The sequence below is a fragment of the Azospirillum humicireducens genome, from assembly GCF_001639105.2.
GTDB lineage: Bacteria > Pseudomonadota > Alphaproteobacteria > Azospirillales > Azospirillaceae > Azospirillum > Azospirillum humicireducens.
The window spans coordinates 1,825,369-1,845,520 of the sequence record NZ_CP015285.1; the positions used below are offsets into that span (position 1 = coordinate 1,825,369).

20 protein-coding genes are annotated in these 20,152 nt (G+C 67.9%); 12 read left to right on the forward strand and 8 right to left on the reverse strand.

From position 1 onward, the window contains the following. The first annotated feature begins 152 nt into the window (after positions 1 to 152). The 7 genes from A6A40_RS08390 to A6A40_RS08420 all read left to right on the forward strand — a co-directional run bounded on the left by A6A40_RS08390 (position 153) and on the right by A6A40_RS08420 (position 9,236). Positions 153 to 1,499, forward strand: coding sequence for an ABC1 kinase family protein (locus tag A6A40_RS08390; RefSeq protein WP_063636179.1), 1,347 nt, complete (start codon positions 153 to 155; stop codon positions 1,497 to 1,499). Positions 1,500 to 1,688: 189 nt separating this feature from the next. Beyond that, positions 1,689 to 2,717 (forward strand): tRNA preQ1(34) S-adenosylmethionine ribosyltransferase-isomerase QueA, encoded by a 1,029-nt coding sequence (gene queA, locus A6A40_RS08395; protein WP_063635000.1) that lies wholly within the window; start codon positions 1,689 to 1,691, stop codon positions 2,715 to 2,717. Next, on the forward strand, positions 2,714 to 3,928 hold the full coding sequence (tgt, locus tag A6A40_RS08400; protein WP_063635001.1) for a tRNA guanosine(34) transglycosylase Tgt: 1,215 nt from the start codon (positions 2,714 to 2,716) through the stop codon (positions 3,926 to 3,928). The genes queA and tgt overlap by 4 nt, the downstream gene beginning before the upstream one ends. After that, positions 3,921 to 4,385, forward strand: coding sequence for a preQ(1) synthase (gene queF, locus A6A40_RS08405; RefSeq protein WP_063635002.1), 465 nt, complete (start codon positions 3,921 to 3,923; stop codon positions 4,383 to 4,385). The genes tgt and queF overlap by 8 nt, the downstream gene beginning before the upstream one ends. Continuing rightward, positions 4,372 to 5,457, forward strand: a complete 1,086-nt coding sequence (queG, locus tag A6A40_RS08410) for a tRNA epoxyqueuosine(34) reductase QueG (protein ID WP_063635003.1) — start codon at positions 4,372 to 4,374, stop codon at positions 5,455 to 5,457. The genes queF and queG overlap by 14 nt, the downstream gene beginning before the upstream one ends. Before the next feature lie 36 nt (positions 5,458 to 5,493). Beyond that, complete coding sequence (locus A6A40_RS08415) at positions 5,494 to 6,699, forward strand: GNAT family N-acetyltransferase (protein ID WP_082860865.1); 1,206 nt, start codon at positions 5,494 to 5,496, stop codon at positions 6,697 to 6,699. 119 nt (positions 6,700 to 6,818) lie between these two features. Then, a complete protein-coding gene (locus A6A40_RS08420; RefSeq protein WP_063635004.1) occupies positions 6,819 to 9,236 on the forward strand; it encodes a methyl-accepting chemotaxis protein in 2,418 nt (805 codons plus the stop codon). Between the two features lie 93 nt (positions 9,237 to 9,329). On the opposite strand, the gene A6A40_RS08425 is transcribed toward A6A40_RS08420, so the two are convergent. Then, on the reverse strand, positions 9,330 to 9,812 hold the full coding sequence (locus A6A40_RS08425) for a CYTH domain-containing protein (RefSeq protein WP_063635005.1): 483 nt from the start codon (positions 9,810 to 9,812) through the stop codon (positions 9,330 to 9,332). Between the two features lie 160 nt (positions 9,813 to 9,972). Between A6A40_RS08425 and A6A40_RS08430 the strand changes: the two genes are divergently transcribed. Further along, the gene (locus A6A40_RS08430; protein WP_063635006.1) at positions 9,973 to 10,230 is read left to right on the forward strand and encodes a hypothetical protein; all 258 of its coding nucleotides are present in this window, start codon (positions 9,973 to 9,975) and stop codon (positions 10,228 to 10,230) included. Positions 10,231 to 10,238: 8 nt separating this feature from the next. On the opposite strand, the gene A6A40_RS08435 is transcribed toward A6A40_RS08430, so the two are convergent. Continuing rightward, on the reverse strand, positions 10,239 to 10,394 hold the full coding sequence (locus A6A40_RS08435) for a DUF3309 family protein (RefSeq protein WP_082860756.1): 156 nt from the start codon (positions 10,392 to 10,394) through the stop codon (positions 10,239 to 10,241). Positions 10,395 to 10,719: 325 nt separating this feature from the next. Between A6A40_RS08435 and A6A40_RS08440 the strand changes: the two genes are divergently transcribed. Then, positions 10,720 to 11,055 (forward strand): hypothetical protein, encoded by a 336-nt coding sequence (locus A6A40_RS08440; RefSeq protein ID WP_063635007.1) that lies wholly within the window; start codon positions 10,720 to 10,722, stop codon positions 11,053 to 11,055. Positions 11,056 to 11,085: 30 nt separating this feature from the next. Here A6A40_RS08440 and A6A40_RS08445 read toward each other — a convergent pair whose 3' ends face one another. Next, positions 11,086 to 12,009, reverse strand: a complete 924-nt coding sequence (locus A6A40_RS08445) for a CDP-alcohol phosphatidyltransferase family protein (protein WP_063635008.1) — start codon at positions 12,007 to 12,009, stop codon at positions 11,086 to 11,088. Further along, positions 12,006 to 12,704, reverse strand: a complete 699-nt coding sequence (locus A6A40_RS08450) for a phosphatidylserine decarboxylase (RefSeq protein WP_063635009.1) — start codon at positions 12,702 to 12,704, stop codon at positions 12,006 to 12,008. Before A6A40_RS08450 ends, A6A40_RS08445 begins: the two co-directional genes overlap by 4 nt. A gap of 131 nt (positions 12,705 to 12,835) precedes the next feature. On the opposite strand from A6A40_RS08450, the gene A6A40_RS08455 reads away from it, so the two are divergent. Next, positions 12,836 to 13,306, forward strand: a complete 471-nt coding sequence (locus tag A6A40_RS08455; protein ID WP_063635010.1) for a hypothetical protein — start codon at positions 12,836 to 12,838, stop codon at positions 13,304 to 13,306. Between the two features lie 74 nt (positions 13,307 to 13,380). On the opposite strand, the gene A6A40_RS08460 is transcribed toward A6A40_RS08455, so the two are convergent. The 4 genes from A6A40_RS08460 to A6A40_RS08475 all read right to left on the reverse strand — a co-directional run bounded on the left by A6A40_RS08460 (position 13,381) and on the right by A6A40_RS08475 (position 18,156). Beyond that, positions 13,381 to 14,469 carry a BMP family ABC transporter substrate-binding protein gene (locus A6A40_RS08460; protein WP_063635011.1) on the reverse strand — a complete coding sequence of 363 codons (1,089 nt, stop codon included), beginning with the start codon at positions 14,467 to 14,469 and terminating at the stop codon, positions 13,381 to 13,383. Between the two features lie 79 nt (positions 14,470 to 14,548). Continuing rightward, positions 14,549 to 15,478, reverse strand: a complete 930-nt coding sequence (locus A6A40_RS08465) for an ABC transporter permease (RefSeq protein ID WP_063635012.1) — start codon at positions 15,476 to 15,478, stop codon at positions 14,549 to 14,551. After that, complete coding sequence (locus tag A6A40_RS08470) at positions 15,475 to 16,551, reverse strand: ABC transporter permease (RefSeq protein WP_063635013.1); 1,077 nt, start codon at positions 16,549 to 16,551, stop codon at positions 15,475 to 15,477. Before A6A40_RS08470 ends, A6A40_RS08465 begins: the two co-directional genes overlap by 4 nt. 27 nt (positions 16,552 to 16,578) lie before the next feature. Beyond that, positions 16,579 to 18,156, reverse strand: coding sequence for an ABC transporter ATP-binding protein (locus A6A40_RS08475; RefSeq protein WP_063635014.1), 1,578 nt, complete (start codon positions 18,154 to 18,156; stop codon positions 16,579 to 16,581). Between the two features lie 282 nt (positions 18,157 to 18,438). Here A6A40_RS08475 and ygfZ point away from each other — a divergent pair, with 282 nt between their 5' ends. Both ygfZ and A6A40_RS08485 read left to right on the forward strand, forming a co-directional pair. Continuing rightward, a complete protein-coding gene (gene ygfZ, locus A6A40_RS08480; RefSeq protein WP_063635015.1) occupies positions 18,439 to 19,353 on the forward strand; it encodes a CAF17-like 4Fe-4S cluster assembly/insertion protein YgfZ in 915 nt (304 codons plus the stop codon). 94 nt (positions 19,354 to 19,447) lie between these two features. Next, positions 19,448 to 20,026 (forward strand): PRC-barrel domain-containing protein, encoded by a 579-nt coding sequence (locus A6A40_RS08485; protein ID WP_063635016.1) that lies wholly within the window; start codon positions 19,448 to 19,450, stop codon positions 20,024 to 20,026. Positions 20,027 to 20,152: the final 126 nt, after the last annotated feature.

Genomic DNA, 20,152 nt, shown 5'->3' on the forward strand with positions numbered 1-20,152 from the left:
TGTCGATTACTGTAAGACGAAGCCTGCTCCTCTTTCCGAAGGCTGTCAAGAAAATCGCACATTGCGGCGCAGCATCATTCGGGGAGCATCGGCCGGCAGTCTCCGACCGGCGGAGGGCTGGCCTTTTGCCGCCGGCGCACCACCTTGTGGGCATGCCGGAACACGATGAGAACACATGGGGCGGACGGGTCGCGCGGTATGCGCGGGTCGGCACCGCCGTTGGCGGGCTGGCCGCGCGGCTGGCGGGCGAGCGCGTGCTGGGAATCCGCATCGAGCGGGAACGCCATGCGGCGGAACTGCGGGCGGCGCTCGGCGGGCTGAAAGGGCCTTTGATGAAGGTGGCGCAGATCCTGTCCACCATCCCCGACGCCCTGCCGAAGGAATACACCCAGGAACTGACGCAGCTTCAGGCCGACGCGCCGTCGATGGGCTGGCCCTTCGTCAAGCGGCGGATGGCGAGCGAACTCGGCCCCAACTGGCAGTCGCGGTTCCAGAGCTTCGAGCGCACAGCCGCCGCCGCCGCGTCGCTGGGTCAGGTCCACAAGGCCATCGGACCGGACGGGCGGGAGCTTGCCTGCAAGCTGCAATATCCCGACATGGCTTCGGCGGTGGAGGCCGACCTTCGGCAGCTGGGCCTGATCTTCGCGATCTTCGAGCGTACGGACAGCGCCATCTCCACGCGCCAGATCCAGGCGGAGATCGGCGCCCGCCTGCGCGAGGAGCTGGACTACGAACGCGAAGCGAAGCAGGCCCGCCTCTACCGGTCGATGCTGTCCGACACAGAGGGCGTCCATGTGCCGGACGTGGTGCCGGAGCTGTCGACCAAACGGCTTCTGACCATGGGCTGGGTCCATGGCCGCAAGATCCTCGACTTCGTCGCCGAACATCCAGAGGCGCGCGACGAGCTGGCGATCAACATGTTCCGCGCCTGGTATGTGCCCTTCTACAATTACGGCGTCATCCATGGGGATCCGCATCTGGGCAACTACACGGTCCGGCCCGACCGCTCGATCAACCTGCTGGATTTCGGCTGCATCCGCGTCTTCAAGCCCAGCTTCGTCAAGGGCGTGATCGATCTCTACAACGCGCTGCGCACCGAAAACCGCGAGCAGGCGGTGGAGGCCTACCGCACCTGGGGCTTCGTCAACCCGTCGAACGAGCTGGTCGACGTGCTGAACATCTGGGCGCGCTTCGTCTATGCCCCGATCATGGAAGACCGCCAGCGCAAGATCGAGGAGACGAACGGCGGCCATTACGGCCGGGAGACCGCCACCAAGGTCCATGCCGAGCTGCGCCGCGTCGGCGGAGTCGAGATCCCGCGCGAGTTCGTCTTCATGGACCGCGCCGCGGTGGGCCTTGGCTCGGTCTTCCTGCATCTGAAGGCGGAACTGAACTGGTACCAGATGTTCCAGGGGCTGATCCGCGACTTCGACGTCGATGCGCTGACGGCGCGGCAGAGCGCGGCGCTGGCGGCGCAGGGGTTGCCGCAGGCGGAGTGAGGGGGTTTGTCGCTGCGGGTGCCCCCTCCCCGACCCTCCCCCGCTTCGCGGGAGAGGGTGCCTCACGGGAACGCGGCGGCAGTTCCCTCCACCGCTGAAAGCGGGGGAGGGTTAGGGAGGGGGCATGAGGCGGAACCTCCCCAAACCCTTCCCATCCGCCCACACTTCGGTCTATAGCTTGCGCCTCCCATGAAGACCGCCGATTTCGACTTCGACCTGCCGCCCGACCGGATCGCCGAGCATCCCGTCCGGCCGCGTGACGCCGCCCGCCTGCTGGAGGTGGGTTCCACCTTGCGCGACTTGATCGTGCGGGACCTGCCGGCGCTGCTGCAGCCGGGCGACCTGATGGTCGTCAACGACACCCGCGTCATCCCCGCCCGGCTCGACGGCCGGCGCGGCGAGGTGGCGGTGGAAATCACGCTGCACAAGCGGCTGGGCGAGCGGGAATGGGCGACCTTCTCCAAGCCGGGCAAGCGGTTGAAGCCCGGCGACACCATCGACATCGCAGACGGTTTCAGCGCCGAGGTGATCGCCAAGGACGGGATGGAGGTGCGGCTGCGCTTCTCCGCCAGTGGGGCGGAGCTGATGGAGGCGCTGCACCGCCATGGCCGGATGCCGCTGCCGCCCTACATCCGCCGCAAGGCGGATGAGGGCGACAACGCCGATTACCAGACCGTCTTCGCCGCCCGCGAAGGCGCCGTCGCCGCCCCCACCGCCGGGCTGCACTTCACGCCCGACCTGCTGGCAGCGCTCGATGCGCGCGGGGTGCGGCGGGTGCCGGTGACGCTGCATGTCGGCGCCGGCACCTTCCTGCCGGTGAAGGTCGACGATATCGCCGACCACAAGATGCACAGCGAATGGGGAGAGATCTGCCCGGAGACCGCCGCGGCGGTGAACGAGACGCGCAAGGCCGGCGGCCGGATCGTCTCGGTCGGCACCACCGCGCTGCGCATCCTGGAGACGGCGGGGCAGCCGGACGGGACGCTGGTTCCCTTCAGCGGCGACACCGACATCTTCATCACTCCCGGTTACCGCTTCCGCATCGTCGATCTCTTGTGGACCAACTTCCACCTGCCGAAATCGACCCTGTTCATGCTGGTCTGCGCCTTCGCCGGCTATGACCGCATGCGGGCGGCCTATGGGCACGCCATCGACCGCAACTATCGCTTCTTCAGCTACGGCGACGCCTCGCTGCTGCACAGGACGGACCCATCATGACCGGCATCGGCTTTGACCTTCTGGCGACCGACGGGCGGGCGCGGCGCGGCCGCGTGACCACCGCCCACGGCACCATCGAGACGCCGGCCTTCATGCCGGTCGGCACCGCGGCGACGGTGAAGGCGATGACCACCGACGCGGTGGCCTCGACCGGTGCGGAGATCCTGCTGGGCAACACCTACCACCTGATGCTGCGCCCGACGGCGGAGCGGGTGGCCCAGTTGGGCGGGCTCCACCGCTTCATGAACTGGGACAAGCCGATCCTGACCGACAGCGGCGGATTCCAGGTGATGAGCCTGTCCGACCTGCGCACCATGTCGGAGGAAGGCGTCACCTTCAAATCGCACCTGGACGGCAGCCGGCACCACCTGACGCCGGAACGCTCGATCCAGATCCAGCACATGCTGGACAGCAACATCACCATGTGCCTGGACGAGTGCACGCCCTTCCCGGCGACCGAGGCGCAGGCGGAATCCTCCATGCGCCTGTCGATGCGCTGGGCCCGGCGCAGCAAGGACGCCTTCGTCGAGCGGCCCGGCTACGGCCTGTTCGGCATCGTCCAGGGCGGCATCTATCCGGAACAGCGGGCGGAGAGCGTCGCCGCCCTGACCGACATCGGCTTCGACGGCTACGCCATCGGCGGGCTGGCGGTCGGCGAGGGTCAGGAAACCATGTTCCGCGTGCTGGACTTCACCGAGCCGCTGATGGTCAAGGACCGCCCGCGCTACCTGATGGGCGTCGGCCGGCCGAGCGACCTGATCGGCGCGGTGCGGCGCGGCGTCGACATGTTCGACTGCGTGATGCCGACCCGCTCGGGCCGCACCGGACAGGCCTTCGTCCGCCGCGGCACCATCAACATCCGCAACGCCCGCCATGCCCATGACGAGCGCCCGCTCGATTCCGAATGCGGCTGCCCCGCTTGCCGCAGCTACAGCCGGGGCTATCTGCATCATCTGTTCAAGGCGGACGAGATGCTGGGGCCGATGCTGTTGACCTGGCACAATCTGCATTACTACCAGGACCTGATGCGAACGATGCGGCAGGCCATCGCCGACGGCAATTTCGAGGAGGTGGCCGGCGCGATGGAGGCCCGCCTGAACGAGGGCGACATCGAAGCGACCGTGGACCCCATTGCCAAGCCCGGCAAACCGCCGAAGCAGGGCCGCCCGCCGAAGAAGGACCGGGTGGCGGAGGACAAGACCGATGACTGAAAACATCTATGCCGGCCTGACCCAGCTCGGCGGCTCCACCGTCCAGCCCAAGACTCCGGAAGAAGCGGTGCTGGAGCGGGTGCCGAACCCGAACCCCGGCGATCCCTACTGCGTGCGCTTCACCGCGCCGGAATTCACCTCGCTCTGCCCGATCACCGGCCAGCCGGACTTCGCCCATCTGGTCATCGACTATGTGCCGGGCGACTGGCTGGTCGAATCGAAGTCGCTGAAGCTGTTCCTGACCAGCTTCCGCAACCACGGCGCCTTCCACGAGGCCTGCACCGTCGGCATCGGCAAGCGGCTGGTGGACGAGTTGTCGCCGGTCTGGCTGCGCATCGGCGGCTATTGGTATCCGCGCGGCGGCATCCCCATCGACGTCTTCTTCCAGACCGGAGAGCCGCCGAAGGGCGTCTGGATTCCGTCGCAGGACGTTCCGACCTACCGTGGCCGCGGCTAAACCCGCCACCGTCCAATCCGACCCGTCGCGCCTGCGGGAGGCAATCCGCGACCGCGCGCTGAGGATCGGCTTCGACGCGGTCGGTTTCGCCCCCGCCGCGCTGGGGCCGGAGGCCCGCGAACGGCTCGCCCGCTTCGTCGCCGAGGGCCGGCACGGCGACATGGGATGGATGGCCGAGCGCAGCGACCAGCGCAGCCATCCGCAATCCCTATGGGACGAGGCGCGCACCGTCATCGCGCTCGGCACCAGCTACGCCCCCCACGACGACCCGCGCCGGCTGGCGGAGCATCCCGACCGCGGCATCGTCTCCGTCTATGCCCGCAACCGCGACTACCATGACCTGATCAAGGGACGGCTGAAGACCCTGGCGCAATGGCTGGCCCACCAGACAAAGGCCGGGGTGAAGGTGTTCGTCGACACCGCACCGGTGATGGAAAAGCCGCTGGCGGCGCAGGCCGGGTTGGGATGGCAGGGCAAGCACACCAATCTGGTATCGCGCGACCATGGCTCCTGGCTGTTCCTGGGTGAGATCTACACGACGCTGGAGCTGCCGCCCGACCCGCCGGCGCGCGACCGCTGCGGCTCCTGCGACCGCTGTCAGGTCGCCTGCCCGACCGAGGCCTTCCCGGCGCCCTACCAGATCGACGCCCGGCGCTGCATCAGCTACCTGACCATCGAACACAAGGGGCCGATCCCCGACGAGCTCAAGCCGCTGATGGGCAACCGCATCTATGGCTGCGACGATTGCCTCGCCGCCTGCCCTTGGAACAAGTTCGCCCGCGCGACGGCCGAGCCGGCCTTCCTGCCGCGTGCCGAACTGACGGCGCCGCGGCTGGCTGATCTGGCCCAGCTGGACGATGCCGGCTTCCGGCAGGTGTTCAGCGGCTCCCCGATCAAGCGCATCGGGCGTGACCGCTTCGTCCGCAACGTGCTGGTCGCCATCGGCAACAGTGGCGATCCGGCCCTGATTGCGGTCGCGGAAAGGCTGCGCCAGGACGACAGCGACGTGGTGCGCGAAGCGGCGGGATGGGCTGCGGCGCGGCTGGCCGCGACGGCACGCACGCCCATATGAGGACGAGACCCTTGTGCTATGGTCCGGTCCCGCCGCATGAGGCCGAACCGGTGGAGGACAGCCATTCCCATCCCGCCAGCATCGCCTGACTACGGCCCGGCACGCCCGGAGGAGCTGGGGGCGGTCGCCCGGCTGGCCCGACTTGGCTTCGGGCTGTCGCGCGATCTGTTCGACCGTTATGCGGCCCTGTTCGGCCCCGACAGCATCCGCGTGCTGAGACGTCCGCAAGGCGCCGGCACCAGTCCGGTGGCCTGTGCCGCGCATTGGATGATGGAGCAATGGTTCGGCGGGCGGCCGGTTCCGGTGCAGGCGGTCGCCATGGTGGCGGTCGATCCGACCCGGCGAGGCGCCGGCCATGGCAAGGCGATGATGCGGTCTCTGCTGATGGAGGCCCGTGCCGCCGGAGCCGTCCTGTCGGTCCTCTGCCCCGCCACCCTGCCCTTCTATCGCGGACTGGGGTACGGGTGCGGCGGCGTCACCTGCCAGTGGAGCGCACCGCCCATCGCCTTCGCCAAGCCGCCGTCAATCGCTTCGGTCCTCCGGCCGGCGGATCCGCTCGACGCCGCCCCGCTGGCGCTGCTCCGCCGTCCATTGCTGGCCGACGGGAACGGGTTGCCGGACCGGACGGAGGCGCTGTGGACGCTTGCCCTCTGTCCGGACGGCGAACCGGCCGACCTTTTCCGCGACGATGGCGGATACATCGCCATCCTGCCGCCACGGGATCGGCGGCTTGCGGTCGCCGACCACTGCCTGCCCGCCGGCGCAACGCTGGGCGGGGCGATGAGCTTGCTGGCGGGCTTTCGCGCCCAGGTGGAGCGGGTGACCTGGTCCGGCGGACCGGAGGACCCTCTGGCGCTCATCGCTGGCGACGGCTTGCGGCTGGACGCACGGGAAGAATGGCTGGTCCGCCCGCTGGACGTTGTGGCGACGTTGGAAAGACGCGGGTATCCGGCAGGTCTCACTGAATCGGCTACTTTTGAGATAAAAGATTCCTTAATTTACGGCAATTGCGGGCGATACCATCTCGAGGTTGCCCGATCCAGGGGAAATGCGTCCAAAATCGAGCAAGTTGTTGAAGCGCCAGCCAGTATGGAGATCGGCACCTTCGCCAGTCTGTTCACCGGACATGCAAGCGCTCGCGCATTGTGGCGAGCGGGTTTGCTTCTTGGTGAAGAAAAGATGATCAACAGGCTGCAGCGCATATTTTGGTGCCCGGCGCCCTGGATGCCCGACCGCTTCTGAAATAAAACGGTTTCCTGACCTGAATCAAACCGGGCGTTAACCGACCTGTGGTTCAATCGGACAATGATCGGGAGAGAAGCGTCTCCGGAAAGGCGGCGCCAGCTGGGAGTCCACCATTCATGACGATCGGAACGCGGATCGCGCTCGGCTTCGCCACCGTGCTGCTTCTGACGGTTGGCGTGGCGTTCGTCGGCTGGAACAGCCTCAGCACCTATGCCGAGCGTGTCGATCTGGCGGCCCACACCGCCGATCTCGACACGCGGCTGAAGTCGGTGCGGCTGGAAGAGGCGCGATTCGTGACCGAACGCGACGCCAAGGCCGCAGCCAACGTTCCGGGCATGCTGGATGCCCTGCAGGCCGAAGCGCAGCAGACCCGCGCCGCGCTCGCCGAGGGAGAGGGCCGGCGCCTGCTGGACGAGGTGCGGTCCGGCATCGACGGCTATCGCGCCGCCTTCACCAATTTCGTCGCCCAGGACGCCGAGGCGCACGCCCGCACCGCCAGCATGGAGACGCGCGCGCGCGCCCTGCGCGAGATCGCGGAGAAGATCGGCGCCCAGCAGTCGGAGCGCTATGACCTGAACATGGCCAGCAAGCGCGACGCCGATGCCGAACTGCGCCATGCCATGGACACCGCCGAGCGCGCCAACCGCGTGATCGAACGGGTTCTGGAGGTCCGCCGCCGGCAGAGCGAACTGCGGCGCAGCCCCGAGGAGGCGCTGGCCGCCCAGATCGTGGAGGCGCTGGACGAACTGGTGCAGACCACCGACACCGTCGCCAAGGACCTTGTCGGGACCAACGACGAGGCGCTGGCCGCACGGATCGCCGAGGACACCCGCGCCTACCGCGACGCGGTGAAGGCCGTCCGCGGCAAGGGAGCCGCGGCGCTGGTTGATGCCGGTGTGGCCGCCGGACTGGATGAGGCCGCGCGCGGTGTGCAGGAACGGGCCGTGGAGCTTCAGCAGAACCAGGCCATCGTGACCGAAGCGTTGCGCGAAGCCTCCAAATTCGCCCAGAGCGAGGTGAACGAGGCGGTGATGCTGCGCGGTCTGGCCATGCGCCTGGTGCAAGGAGCCCAGGCTGCGATGCTGGGCCAGCGCGACTTTCTGCTGTCCGGCACGCCGGACGCCACGTCCGGCGCGAAAGCGGCGGTCGCCGCTGCGGTCAAGGAGATCCTCGACATTGCCGGACAGGCTGGGGCCGTGCTGGTCGACCAGGACGGACGCGCACTGATCGCCGCCATCACCGACGCCGCCCGCGCTTTCGATTCGGAATTCGCAGCGCTATCGGCCGCCGCCGCCAAACAGCATCAGGCGTCGGCCTCCATGGCCCAAGCGTCCGCCGCGGTCAGCGGACAGGTCGGCCGGCTGGTCACCCTCCAGCGGGAGGACCGCGAGGCTGGCCGCGCCAGCGCCGGCATGGTGATCGCCGTCGGTGCGGCGGTCGCCCTGCTGCTGGGCGCGCTCATGGCCTGGATCATCGACCGTGCGATCACCCACCCGTTGCACGCCATGACCGGTGCCATGGGCCGGCTGGCCGAAGGCGACCTGACGGTCGAAATTCCCGGCGGCGACCGCAAGGACGAGATGCGCCACATGGCCGATGCCATGACCATCTTCAAGGACAACGCCCTGGAGATGCAGCGGATGGAGCGCGAACGCGAGGAGATGCGCATCCAGATCGATGCCGACCGCCGCCGCACCATGAACGAGTTCGCCAACGGCTTCGAGCAGGCGGTGTCCGGCGTGGTGATGTCGCTGACCGAATCGGCTGGATCGCTGGGTCGCGACGCGCAGGAAATGTCGTCCGATGCGGCGCTGACAACCGCCAAATCCACCGCCGTCGCCACCGCCTCGCAACAGGCGACGGCGAATGTCCAGACCGTCGCCGCGGCCGCGGAGCATCTGTCCGCCTCCATCGCCGAGATTTCCCGCCAGTTGAACGCCAGTTCCGCCACCGCATCCGGCGCCGCCGACAAGGCGGTGCAGACCAACAGCATCGTCGAAGGCCTGTCGCTTGCCGCCGAGCGGATCGGTCAGGTGGTCGGGCTGATCGGCGAGATCGCCGAGCAGACCAACCTGCTGGCGCTCAACGCGACCATCGAGGCGGCCCGCGCCGGAGAGGCCGGCAAGGGCTTCGCCGTGGTGGCGACCGAGGTGAAGAATCTCGCTGGCCAGACCGCCAAGGCGACGGAGGAAATCTCCGCCCAGGTCGCGGAAATGCAGACCGCCACCTCCAGCGCCGTGGAGGCCATCCGGACCATCTCCGACGCGGTGACCGCCATCAGCGGCACCGTCACCGACATCGCCCATGAGATGGAACAACAGGGCAGCGCCACCCGCGAGATCGCCCAGAATGTCCAGCAGGCGGCCGAAGGCACCCAGCAGGTGATGCGCAACATCGCCGAGGTGACCACCGCCGCCACCAAGACCGGCGGCGCCGCGGACGCGGTTCTGAATGCCAGCCGCACGCTGACCGCCCAGGCCGACCGCCTGCGCGGCGAGGTGCAGGGCTTCCTCGACAAGGTACGGACGGCATAGCTTTTACAGGGACTGAGGCTCGATGCGGTTTCTCCGGTTCCTCCCGCCAATTCGGTGGCGAGGGGAGCCGGCAGCCGAAACGGCACATATCCGCTAGGCGGCCGCCGGCGACGGCCAGCGTTGGATGGGCGCGCGGGACAGGGATGAGTTGCCGTAGGCTCGAAGCGTGGTGATCTCCGCCCCGATCCAGTCAGGCAGCGGAACGGTCTGCTCAGGGTCTTCCAGTTCGACCTCTGCGATGATCAGACCGCTGTTCTCACCATGGAAGACGTCGATTTCCCAGCACAGGCCATCCTGGCAATGACGGTAGCGCGTCTTGTGGATCACCCGCGCCCCACAGCCATGGAGCATCAGGCAGCGGGCGAACTCCAGCGACAGGGGATGTTCCACTTCCTCGCGGCAGGCTCCCTGTTTCAAGGATTTGATGGTGAGTGTCGCACGGTCGTCGGCGATGCGGACGCGGACCGTGCTGATGCCGTCGGACGGCAGATATCCCTGGACGATTCGCACGCCATCCCGGCAGAGATGCCGGACGTCCTTGCGGACCAGGAATCGTCGCTCGATTTCCAGTGCCATGACCGGGCCTTTCGGACGAGTTCGCCGACGACCCTAGCCGAAAGCCGCGCCCGCCTTCAACCTCGCTGCCCTGTGTGCGACGCAACCGAGACTGCATGCGGCCGTACTATGCCGTGACGATCGGTCGCAAATGCTCCGGCTTCGATGCTATTCTGGAGCGATGAACGCCGAACCCTCCGCCACCGGTCTCTGGGCCGCCATTCCATGGCTGGTCCTGTTCGCCTTCTATGGGCTGCCGCTGCTTCATGTGGCGCTGTCGCGCCGCGGGGGCGGATGGCGTCCGCCTGCCGGATCGCGCTGCCCCTTCGGCCCGCGCGCCGGCTGGCTGGTGATGGTGCTGATGCTGGGGCCGGTCGGCTGGCTGATGTTCGCCGTCCGCCGGCCCCGCCCTGCATCGAACCGACAGACTGCCCGATAGGCTGCGGATCAGATCCGGCCCATCAGCAGCAGAACGATCAGGACGATCAGCAGCACGCCGAGGATGCCGCTGGGACCATAACCCCAGCCGCGGCTGTGCGGCCAGGCCGGGACGGCACCGAGAAGCAACAGAATCAGGATGATGAGCAGAATCGTGCCGAGCATGGCCTTCTCCCTTCTGGTGACGCTTTCGTGACGGACAAGCGGGACCGGAACGGGCGGCCGTGGACATTGTTCCTGTCCGGCTCGAACGTGACATTTCACCACCACCAAGGGGGAATTCGGCTCCTCCGATGCTCCCCCGAACGCGACACCCGCGGGCTTCCGGCAGATCGACCCCTGTTGACGGAGCGGCTGCGGCAGCTTAGGCTGAACTCATGATCACGCATCGCTTCGACGGCATTCTGCGAATTAGCGGCCCGGTTCTCCTTTGAGAGCCGGGGATTTCGCTCGTCCATTCCGCAGAACCGTCTGAAGGCCCGATCACGCCATGTCCCACACTGTGAAGCCCCCCCCTGCATCCGCGCCGGATGCGCGCGACACTGCGCCCGGCCGCCGGGTCGCCTTTACCCTTGTCGCCGATGCCGATCCCGGCACCCTGCCCCGCATTCTGGAATTCGTTGCAAAGCGCGGATTGGTCCCGCTGGCCCTGCACAGCCGCCTGACCGACGATACGCTCGCCATCGCCATGGAGGTGGGCGACCTGCCCCAGGCGGAGACCGACCATATCGGCCGTTGCCTGGGACAGATCCCGATGGTGGCGCGGGTCACGGTTGCGGAGCTTGCAGCCACCGCATCGGCTGCGGAACTGGTGGCGGCGGAATAGCGGCAGCAATCGGTGCAGGCGGAAGACCGGTCAGACCGGCTTCCGCGGCTCTTCTCCAGGCGCTGCGACGTCCTCCGACGGCTGCGCGCCCGCTGCGGGTTCGGCCCCCGCGTCCGCCCCCGGTTCCGTGATCTCCGTTCGCATCAGTTCCGCGGCACTCTGCAGCTTGCGGAACTGGAGGACGGAGAAGGGCAGCATCGACAGATAGGCCAATCCAAGGATGGACAGAGTCCACCAGGGCTGGCTGACCAGCATCGCCGCAAGCAGGCCGACGCCGGCCAGCGCCGGAACCACCCATTGCGCCGGCACGCGGGCACCCTTGAAGGAGAAGGTCGGCAGGGTGCTGACCATCAACCCGCCGATCAGCAGGGTCCAGGGCACGATCACCGCCGGATGGCCGAGGAACTCGGGGCCGATCTCGAACCCCAGGATCATCGGCAGCAAGACGAGACCGGCACCGGCCGGAGCCGGAACCCCGGTGAAGTAGTTGTAGGCCCAGGGCGGCAGATCGACCACGCCGAGTCGCGAATTGAATCGCGCGAGACGCAGCGCGCAGCACACGGCATAGGCCATGGAGGCGATCCAGCCCAGGCTGCCCGCGCCGTTCAGCCCCCACAGATACATCATGAAGGCGGGCGCGACGCCGAAGCTGATGGCGTCGGACAGGCTGTCCAACTCCTCGCCGAACTTGCTCTGGCCGTTCAGCAGGCGGGCGATCCGGCCGTCGAGCGCGTCCAGGATGGCGGCGATGACGATGGCGATGACCGCCGGCTCCCACCGCCCCTGCATGGCGAATCGGATCGCGGTCAGGCCGGAGCAGAGCGCCAGCACCGTCAGCACGTTCGGCAGCAGGTGGTTGATCGACAGGCCCTTCAGCCGCGGATGCGGCCGGCCGGGGCGGCGCGCCCGGTTCGGGCGGAAGATCTGCTGGCGGAAGACGGGCGGCCGTTTCATCGACGCACATCCCCCTGCCGTTGCGCTTCCGTCCCGTCCAGGTCGGCCAGGATCGTCTCGCCGCCGATGGCGGTCTGGCCGACGCAGACCAGCGGGGCGACGCCGTCCGGCAGGTAGATGTCGGTGCGGCTGCCGAATCGGATCAGGCCGAACCGCTCGCCCGCCTTCACCTCCTGCCCCGCCTTGACCCACCACAGGATGCGGCGTGCCACCAGCCCGGCGATCTGGACATAGGCGATCTCGCGCCCGTCGGGCAGGCGATGGCGGAAGGCCATCCGCTCGTTCTCGTCGCTTGCCTTGTCGAGCGCGGCGTTGACGAAGGTGCCCTTGTGGTATTCGGCCGCCACGATGGTGCCGTCGGCCGGCACGCGGTTGACGTGGACGTTGAAGACGTTGAGGAAGACGCTGATCCGGGTCAGCGGCTTGTCGCCCATGCCCAGTTCCTTGGGCGGCACGGCCCGGACGATCATGGTCACGCGCCCGTCGGCCGGGCTGACCAGCAAGCCGGGCCGGGTCGGCGTCACCCGGTCGGGATCGCGGAAGAAATAGGCGCACCAGAGCGTGAGAACCAGCCCGATCCAGCCGAGCGGCGCCCAGACGGCGAGACCGAGAACCAGGGAGACCACGGCGAAACCGGCGATGAAGGGCCAGCCGGCACGGTGGATGGGGACGACGACGGTATCGATGGCGGACATCGCCTGCTTTCTTCGTATTTTCAGACCACAGCGAACAGCCATTCTAGACGCGCGCTCCGAGCCTTTACAGAATTTTAGCTGGCGGAGCCCATGCTGTCGTCCCAATCGCCCCTGAAGCCGAGCATGCCGCCTTGTCCGTTCCCGATCTGAAAACCATTCAATCGCTGGCCGAGGTGCCCGACGGCGCCCTCCCGATCAGCCCCGGTTCCATCGAGATGACGTCGGAAGGCGTGCTGGGGATCGCCAAGCCGCCGCGCCCCTGCAAGCTGACCTTCATGGCCGACGGCCTGCCCTTCAACGTCGCCGTCCGGCATGAGAGCGAGGAGGACGGCGGCGGGTCGATCTGCCAGATCTGGGCCGATGTCGGCCATGTGCCCTACACCGCCCAGGCGCCGGAGCGCCGCCGCGCCCTGCTGGCGGTCCTGCGCGGGATCGAGGGACTGCCCACCGTCCGCTTCATCGTCCAGGGCGGGCAGAAGATCATCCTGTTCTCGGAAATCAGGCTGGAACACCACGCCGCGCCCGAGGATCTGTTCCACCAGACCACCCTGGTCCTGCAGGAAGCACGCCCGTTCCTGCGGCTGCTGGGCGAGTATCTGTAAGGGGCATCGCCGAAACGCGCCGGCGGCAGGCCGGAGGCACCCGCCCCCGGTCCGCCGCCCGCGCATCGCAGTGCTTACTTCGGAACCTTGCCCTGCACGCCCTCGACATACCAGTCCATCTTCAGGATCTGCTCGTCGGTGGCGGTCTTGCCTTCCGGGATCACGACCTTGCCGGCCTGGTCCTTGACCGGGCCCTGGAAGGAGTGGCGCTTGCCCGACACGATGTCGGCCTTGAGCTGGTCGGCCATCTTCACGACGTCGGCCGGGATGGCCGGGTTGTAGGGGGCCAGTTCGACCATGCCGGTGCCGATGCCGCCCCAGGTGTCGATCGGCTTCCAGCTGCCGTCCAGCACCGCCTTGACGCGCTGGACATAGTAGCCGTTCCAGTCCTCGACGATCGCGGTCAGGTGCGACTTCGGACCGAAGCGGGTCATGTCGGACGACTGGCCGACCGACCACAGCCCACGCTCCTGCGCGGTCTGGATCGGGGCCGGACTGTCGGTGTGCTGGACGATGACGTCGGCGCCCTGGTCGATCAGCGCCTTGGCCGCCTCGGCCTCCTTGCCGGGATCGTACCAGCTGTTGACCCAGACCACGCGGACCTCGGCCTTCGGGTTCTGCTCGCGCAGCGCGATGGTGAAGGCGTTGATGCCGCCGACCACCTCGGGAATCGGATAGGAACCGACATAACCGATGATGTTCGACTTGGTCATCTTGCCGGCGATGGCGCCGATGACCGTACGGCCTTCATAGAAGCGGCCGGAGTAGGTCGCGACGTTCTCGGCGCGCTTGTAGCCGGTGGCGTGCTCGAACTTCACGTCGGGGTAGCGCTTGGCCACCTTCAGCGTCGGGTTCATGAAGCCGAAGGAGGTGGTGAAGATCAGCTTGTGGCCGCTGGCGGCCAGCTGCTCGATCACGCGCTCGGCGTCGGCGCCTTCCGGCACATTCTCGACGAAGGTGGTGGTGACTTTGTCGCCCAGCGCCTTCTCCACGGCCAGACGGCCCTGGTCGTGCTGGTAGCTGTAGCCGTGGTCGCTGACCGGGCCGACATAGACGAAGCCCACCTTCAGCTTGTCCTGCGCCAGGGCCGAGCCAATCCCCGCGCCCATGCCCACGCTCAGCGCGATGGCGGCGCCGGCCAGACCCAGCACCGCCTTGCCCATCGTCCTTCTGTTCACGTCGAAGCTCCTTGTTCTTGATATCTCAGCGATATGGGCTTTGTTTCGATTTCAAAACGACGCGTCAAGCATCGGGATGAAACAGTTTTCCCAGACAGGCCGGCGCGTTCAGGCGGATGCGGGCGATGTCCCGCGAAATCAGCACCAGGACCAGAACGGTAGCCAGATACGGCAGCATCGACAAGAGCTGCGAGGGCACGTCGATGCCCAGCCCCTGAACGTGCAGTTGCAGGATGGTGACGCCGCCGAACAGCCAGGCGCCCAGCATGGCGCGCACCGGCTTCCAGGTGGCGAAGACCACCAGCGCCAGCGCGATCCAGCCGCGGCCCGACGTCATGTTCTCCGCCCACATCGGCGTGTAGTCCATCGACAGGAAGGCGCCGCCAAGCCCGGCCATGGCGCCGCCGAACAGCACGGCGAGGAAGCGGATGCGCAGCACCTTGTAGCCCAGGGCGTGGGCGGCCGTGTGGTTCTCCCCCACCGCGCGCAGCACCAGACCGGCGCGGGTGCGGTAAAGGAACAGGTGGACCAGCGGCACAGCGGCGATCGCCAGATAGACCATGATGTCCTGGCCGAACAGCGCCTGTCCAACCACCGGCAGGTCGGTCAGGCCGGGGATGTACAGCTTGGGCAGACCCTCCAGTGGAATGCCGACGAAGCCCTGCCCGATCAGCGCCGACAGGCCGACGCCGAACAGGGTGAGCGCAAGACCGGTCGCCACCTGGTTGGCCAGCAGGAACAGGGTCAGCACGGCGAACAGCGAGGCGGTGGCGGCACCGGCCAGCGCCGCGACGAGAAAGCCGGTGACGGCGCTGCCGGTCTGGATCGTCACGGCGAAGCCGCAGACGGCGCCCACCAGCATCATGCCTTCGACCCCCAGATTGAGAACGCCGGACTTCTCGACCACCAGTTCGCCCAAAGCCGCGAACAGCAGCGGCGTCGCCGCGGCGAACATGGCGGCCAGGATCGGGCCGATCAGGGCGAAGTCGTTCATGCCACGGCCCTCCGCGCCCCGAAGCGGACCCGGTAGCGGATCAGCACGTCGCTCGCCAGCAGGAAGAACAAAAGCATGCCCTGGAACACTCCGGTGATGGCCTTGGGCAGGCCCATGGCGATCTGCGCCGCCTCGCCGCCGATGAAGGACAACGCCATCAGCAGCGCCGCCAGCAGGATGCCGACCGGATGCAGGCGCCCCAGGAAGGCGACGATGATGGCGGTATAGCCGTAGCCCGGCGAAATGCCGGCGGTGACCTGCCCGATCGGGCCGGCGACCTCGCCCATGCCGGCGATGCCGGCCAGCGCGCCCGACAGCAGCAGAGCCAGCCAGACGATCCGCTTCTGGTCGAAACCGGCATAGCCGGCGGCGGCCGGGGTCAGGCCGATCACCTTGATCTGGAAACCGATGAAGGTCCGCGCGATCAGCAGCCAGCCGCCCGCGACCGCCAGCAAGGCGAACAGCGCGCCCAGATGGACGCGGGTGCCCGCCCACAGGATCGGCAGCACGGCGTCGGCCTCGAACAGGCGGGACTCCGGGAAGGCGAAGCCGTCGGGGTCGCGGTAGGGGCCATGGACCAGATAGTTCAGCAGCAGCAGGGCCACATAGTTCAGCATCAGGCTGGTCAGGATCTCGCTGGCGTTGAAGCGCAGCCGCAGGAAGGCCGGAACCGCAGCCCAGACCGCACCGCCGACCGCCCCGCCGATCACCATCAGCGGCAGCAGCCACCAGCCGCCCTCGCCATAGAAGGCCAGCGCCAGCCCGCCGCCGGTGATGGCGCCCAGAGTCAGCTGCCCTTCGGCGCCGATGTTCCAGACATTGGCGCGGAAACCGATGGCGAGACCGACGGCGCAGAGAACCAGCGGGGTGGCCTTCACCACCAATTCTCCCAGCCCGCGCACCGAGGTCAGCGGCGCGATGAAAAAGGCATGGAGCGCCTTGACGGGATCGAATCCCATCGCCAGGAACAGGACGAAGCCGCTGAGCAGGGTCAGCGCCACCGCCAGCAGCGGCGTGGCATAGACCATGGTCTTCGACGCCTGCCCGCGGGGTTCCAAACGGATGAGGCTCATGCGGCGTCTCCGGCAATCGCGAAACCATCAGACCGCACGCGTGATCTCCCCGTCTTCGTCCGGCGGCGTGCCGAACAGCCCGCCCATCAGCAGGCCGATGCGTTCCACCGTCGTCTCGTGCGTCGGCCGGCTGTCGGACAGGCGGCCATGGAACAGCACGGAAATCCGGTCGCTCAGCACGAACAGCTCGTCCAGATCCTGGCTGATCACCAGAACCGCGGCGCCCGAGCGCGCCAGCCCGATCAGCGCCTTGTGGATCGCCGCCGCGGCGCCGGCATCGACGCCCCAGGTCGGCTGGCCGACCACCAGCAGCTTGGGCTTCTGCAGGATCTCGCGGCCGATGATGAATTTCTGCAGATTGCCGCCCGACAGGGACCGCGCCTCCGCCCGGTGGCCGTGGGCAACCACATTGAAGCCGCGGATGATCGTCTCGGCATAGGCCCGCGCCCGGCCGAAATGGACCATGCCGCCCCGTACCAGCGGCTCGCGGGCATAGCCCGACAGCAGCGCATTCTCCGACAAACTCAGTTCCGGCACGGCACCGCGGCCCAGCCGCTCCTCCGGCACGAAGGCGAGCCCGAGCGCGCGGCGCGCGCGTGGCCCGAGATGTCCGGCCGACGTGCCCTCGATCACCACGGATTCGGCGTCGGCGACCAGCATCTCACCGCTGAGCGCGGCCATCAGCTCCGCCTGCCCGTTGCCGGCCACCCCGGCAATGCCCAGGATCTCGCCGGCCCGCACCTCGAAACTGACGTCCTTCAGGTTGGTGGCGAAGGGGTTGTCGGAGGTGGTGGACAGGTGGCGCACCGACAGGCGCGCGGCTCCGGCAGCACCTTGCGGCGACCGTTCGGGGGTGGACAGCTCCGCCCCCATCATCATCTCGGCGAGGCTGCGCGCGGTTTCCTGCCGCGGATCTGCAGCGCCAACCACCTTGCCGGCGCGCAGAACGGTGGCGCGGCTGCACAGCGCGCGGATTTCCTCCAGCTTGTGCGAGATGTAGAGGATCGTGCAGCCCTCCGCCGCCAGGACGCGCAGCGTCTCGAACAGCTTGGCGGCCTCCTGCGGCGTCAGGACCGAGGTCGGTTCATCCATGATCAGCAGCTTCGGATCCTGCAGCAGGCAGCGCACGATCTCCACCCGCTGCCGCTCGCCGACCGACAGGTGGAAGACATGGCGTTCGGGGTCGAGCGCAAGGCCGTAGCGTTCGGACACGCTGCGGATGCGGTCGGCCAGTTCGTCCATCCGGCCGGCATCGTCCAGGCCGAGCGCGATGTTCTCCGTCACCGTCAGCGTGTCGAACAGCGAGAAATGCTGGAACACCATGCCGATGCCCAGCCGCCGGGCGCCGGCCGGGTCGGGGACGCTGGTCTCCACCCCCTGCCACAGCATGGTTCCGGAATCGGGGTGCAGCACCCCGTAGATCATCTTGACCAGGGTGGACTTGCCGGCGCCGTTCTCACCCAGCAGCGCATGGATCTCGCCCGGCTGAAGGACGAGATCGACATGGTCGTTGGCGAGGCATCCGGGGAATCGCTTGGTGATGCCGCGCAGCTCCAGGCGGGGCGGCGGAGCGTCCGGGGGAAAGGTCTCGGCGTGCGAAGGCAAGGAGGGGAAATCCGGGATAAGGTCAAACCTGTATGGCAATGCCAAAGCCGTGCCACCGCTACCAACAGAGTAATCCGGTGGCACCACCGGCCGTCAACAGCCGATCCTCTGCCTATACGCAATGCATTTGCCGCTTTGGTCATCATGCCACAGTCCGCGGCGGCAACCCAGCCCTTCTCCCGGAGGGCTGTTGCGATGCGGCAGACACTTGCCAGACCGCCCGTTCGGACCAACACTCCGGACAGTCGGCAGTTCGGCCGATCGGATAGGGTGGAGGCAAGGATGTCGGCGGGTTACGCGGTGCTGGACCGGCGGAGCGTGGTGGCGGTGACGGGGGAGGACCGCAAGGCCTTCCTGCAGGGGCTGGTGTCCAACGACATGCTGCGCGTCAGCCCCGATCATGCCGCCTATGCCCTGTTCCTGACCCCGCAGGGCAAGTTCCTGCATGATTTCAGTGTGGTCGAGTCGGGTGCGGATGCCGCCGCGGCACTTCTGCTCGATCCGGAGACGGACCGCCGCGCCGACCTGCTGCGCCGGCTGAAGATGTACAAGCTGCGCTCGAAGATCGCGTTGGAGGACCGTGCCGAGGCGTTGCGCGTCGTTGTGGCCTTCGGAGACGACGCGCTGGCGGCGCTTGGACTGCCGGCCGAGCCGGGGGCGGCACGGCCCTTCGGCGGCGGGATCGCCTTCACCGACCCCCGCCTGCCGGCTCTGGGCGCCCGCCTGTTCCTCCCGGCGGAGGGCATCGCGGCGCTGGAGGCGGCCGGGCTGGCGCGACAGGATGCCGCGCAATACGACAGCCTCCGCCTGTCGCTCGGCGTACCCGACGGCACCGGCGAGCTGATTCCGGAGAAGTCGATTCCCCTGGAGAATCGCATGGATGCGCTGAACGCCATTTCCTGGGACAAGGGCTGCTACATGGGGCAGGAGCTGACCGCCCGCACCAAATACCGCGCCCTGATCAAGAAAAAGCTGTTTCCCGCCGCCATCGACGGTCCGGCGCCGGAGCCCGGCACCCCGGTGACGCTGGACGGCAAGGACGCCGGGGAAATCCGCAGCGTGCGCGGCAGTTCGGCACTCGCCCTGCTGCGGCTGGAGGAGGTGCGACGCGCCGCCGAGAACGGGCTTTCCTTCCAGGCCGGTCCGGCAACGCTGACGCCCTCGGAGCCGGCGTGGGACCTTACCACGAAGGGCTAGCCCCACACCGAAAGAGTTCACGGAAGGCGAGATCAAACGGGGCTTGGGCCTGTTGTACCGGTGTCTTTCGACACAACGACAAAGGAGCCACCCCATGCGTCGCACCCTGATCGCCACCGCAGCCACGCTGGCTTTGCTCTCCGGTGCCGCCGTCGCGCAGACCATCTCGCCGACCGTGGGCAACCCGTCCTCGTCGACCTCCAGCATGTCGAACAGCGCGTCGCCGGACAGCGCCACCACCGGAAACACGGCCGCTGCCACCGGCGGCCAGTTGGCCAGCGCCGACGAACTGATCGGCAAGACTGTCTACGGCCGCGACAACGAGAAGATCGGTGAGGTCGACGACGTCATCCTCGACGCCAATGGCCAGGCCAGGCAGCTGGTGGTCAGCTCCGGCGGCTTCCTCGGCATCGGCGAGAAGCAGGTCGCGGTCGATTACACCGCCGCCAACTGGGATTCGCAGAACAACCGCCTGAACCTCGCCGGCATGAGCCGGGACGACGTGAAGGCGATGCCGGAGTTCAAGTACGACGACACCATGACGTCGCTGAACAAGAACCGGAAGCCGGCCGAAACCGGAACGACGGCGCCGGGCGCCGCTCCGACGGGCGGCTCGATGGGCACCACCGGGACGACCGGGACCGGCACCACCGGCGGCAGCACGGCGCAGTAACGCCGACTTCGCCCCCTCCCTAACCCTCGCCCACTCTCAGCGGACCTACGGTCCGCCTGTCGCATCAGCACAAAGCTAGCTTTGTGCGAGAGCTTCGAGGGAGAGGGGACTGCCGCCGCAATCGGA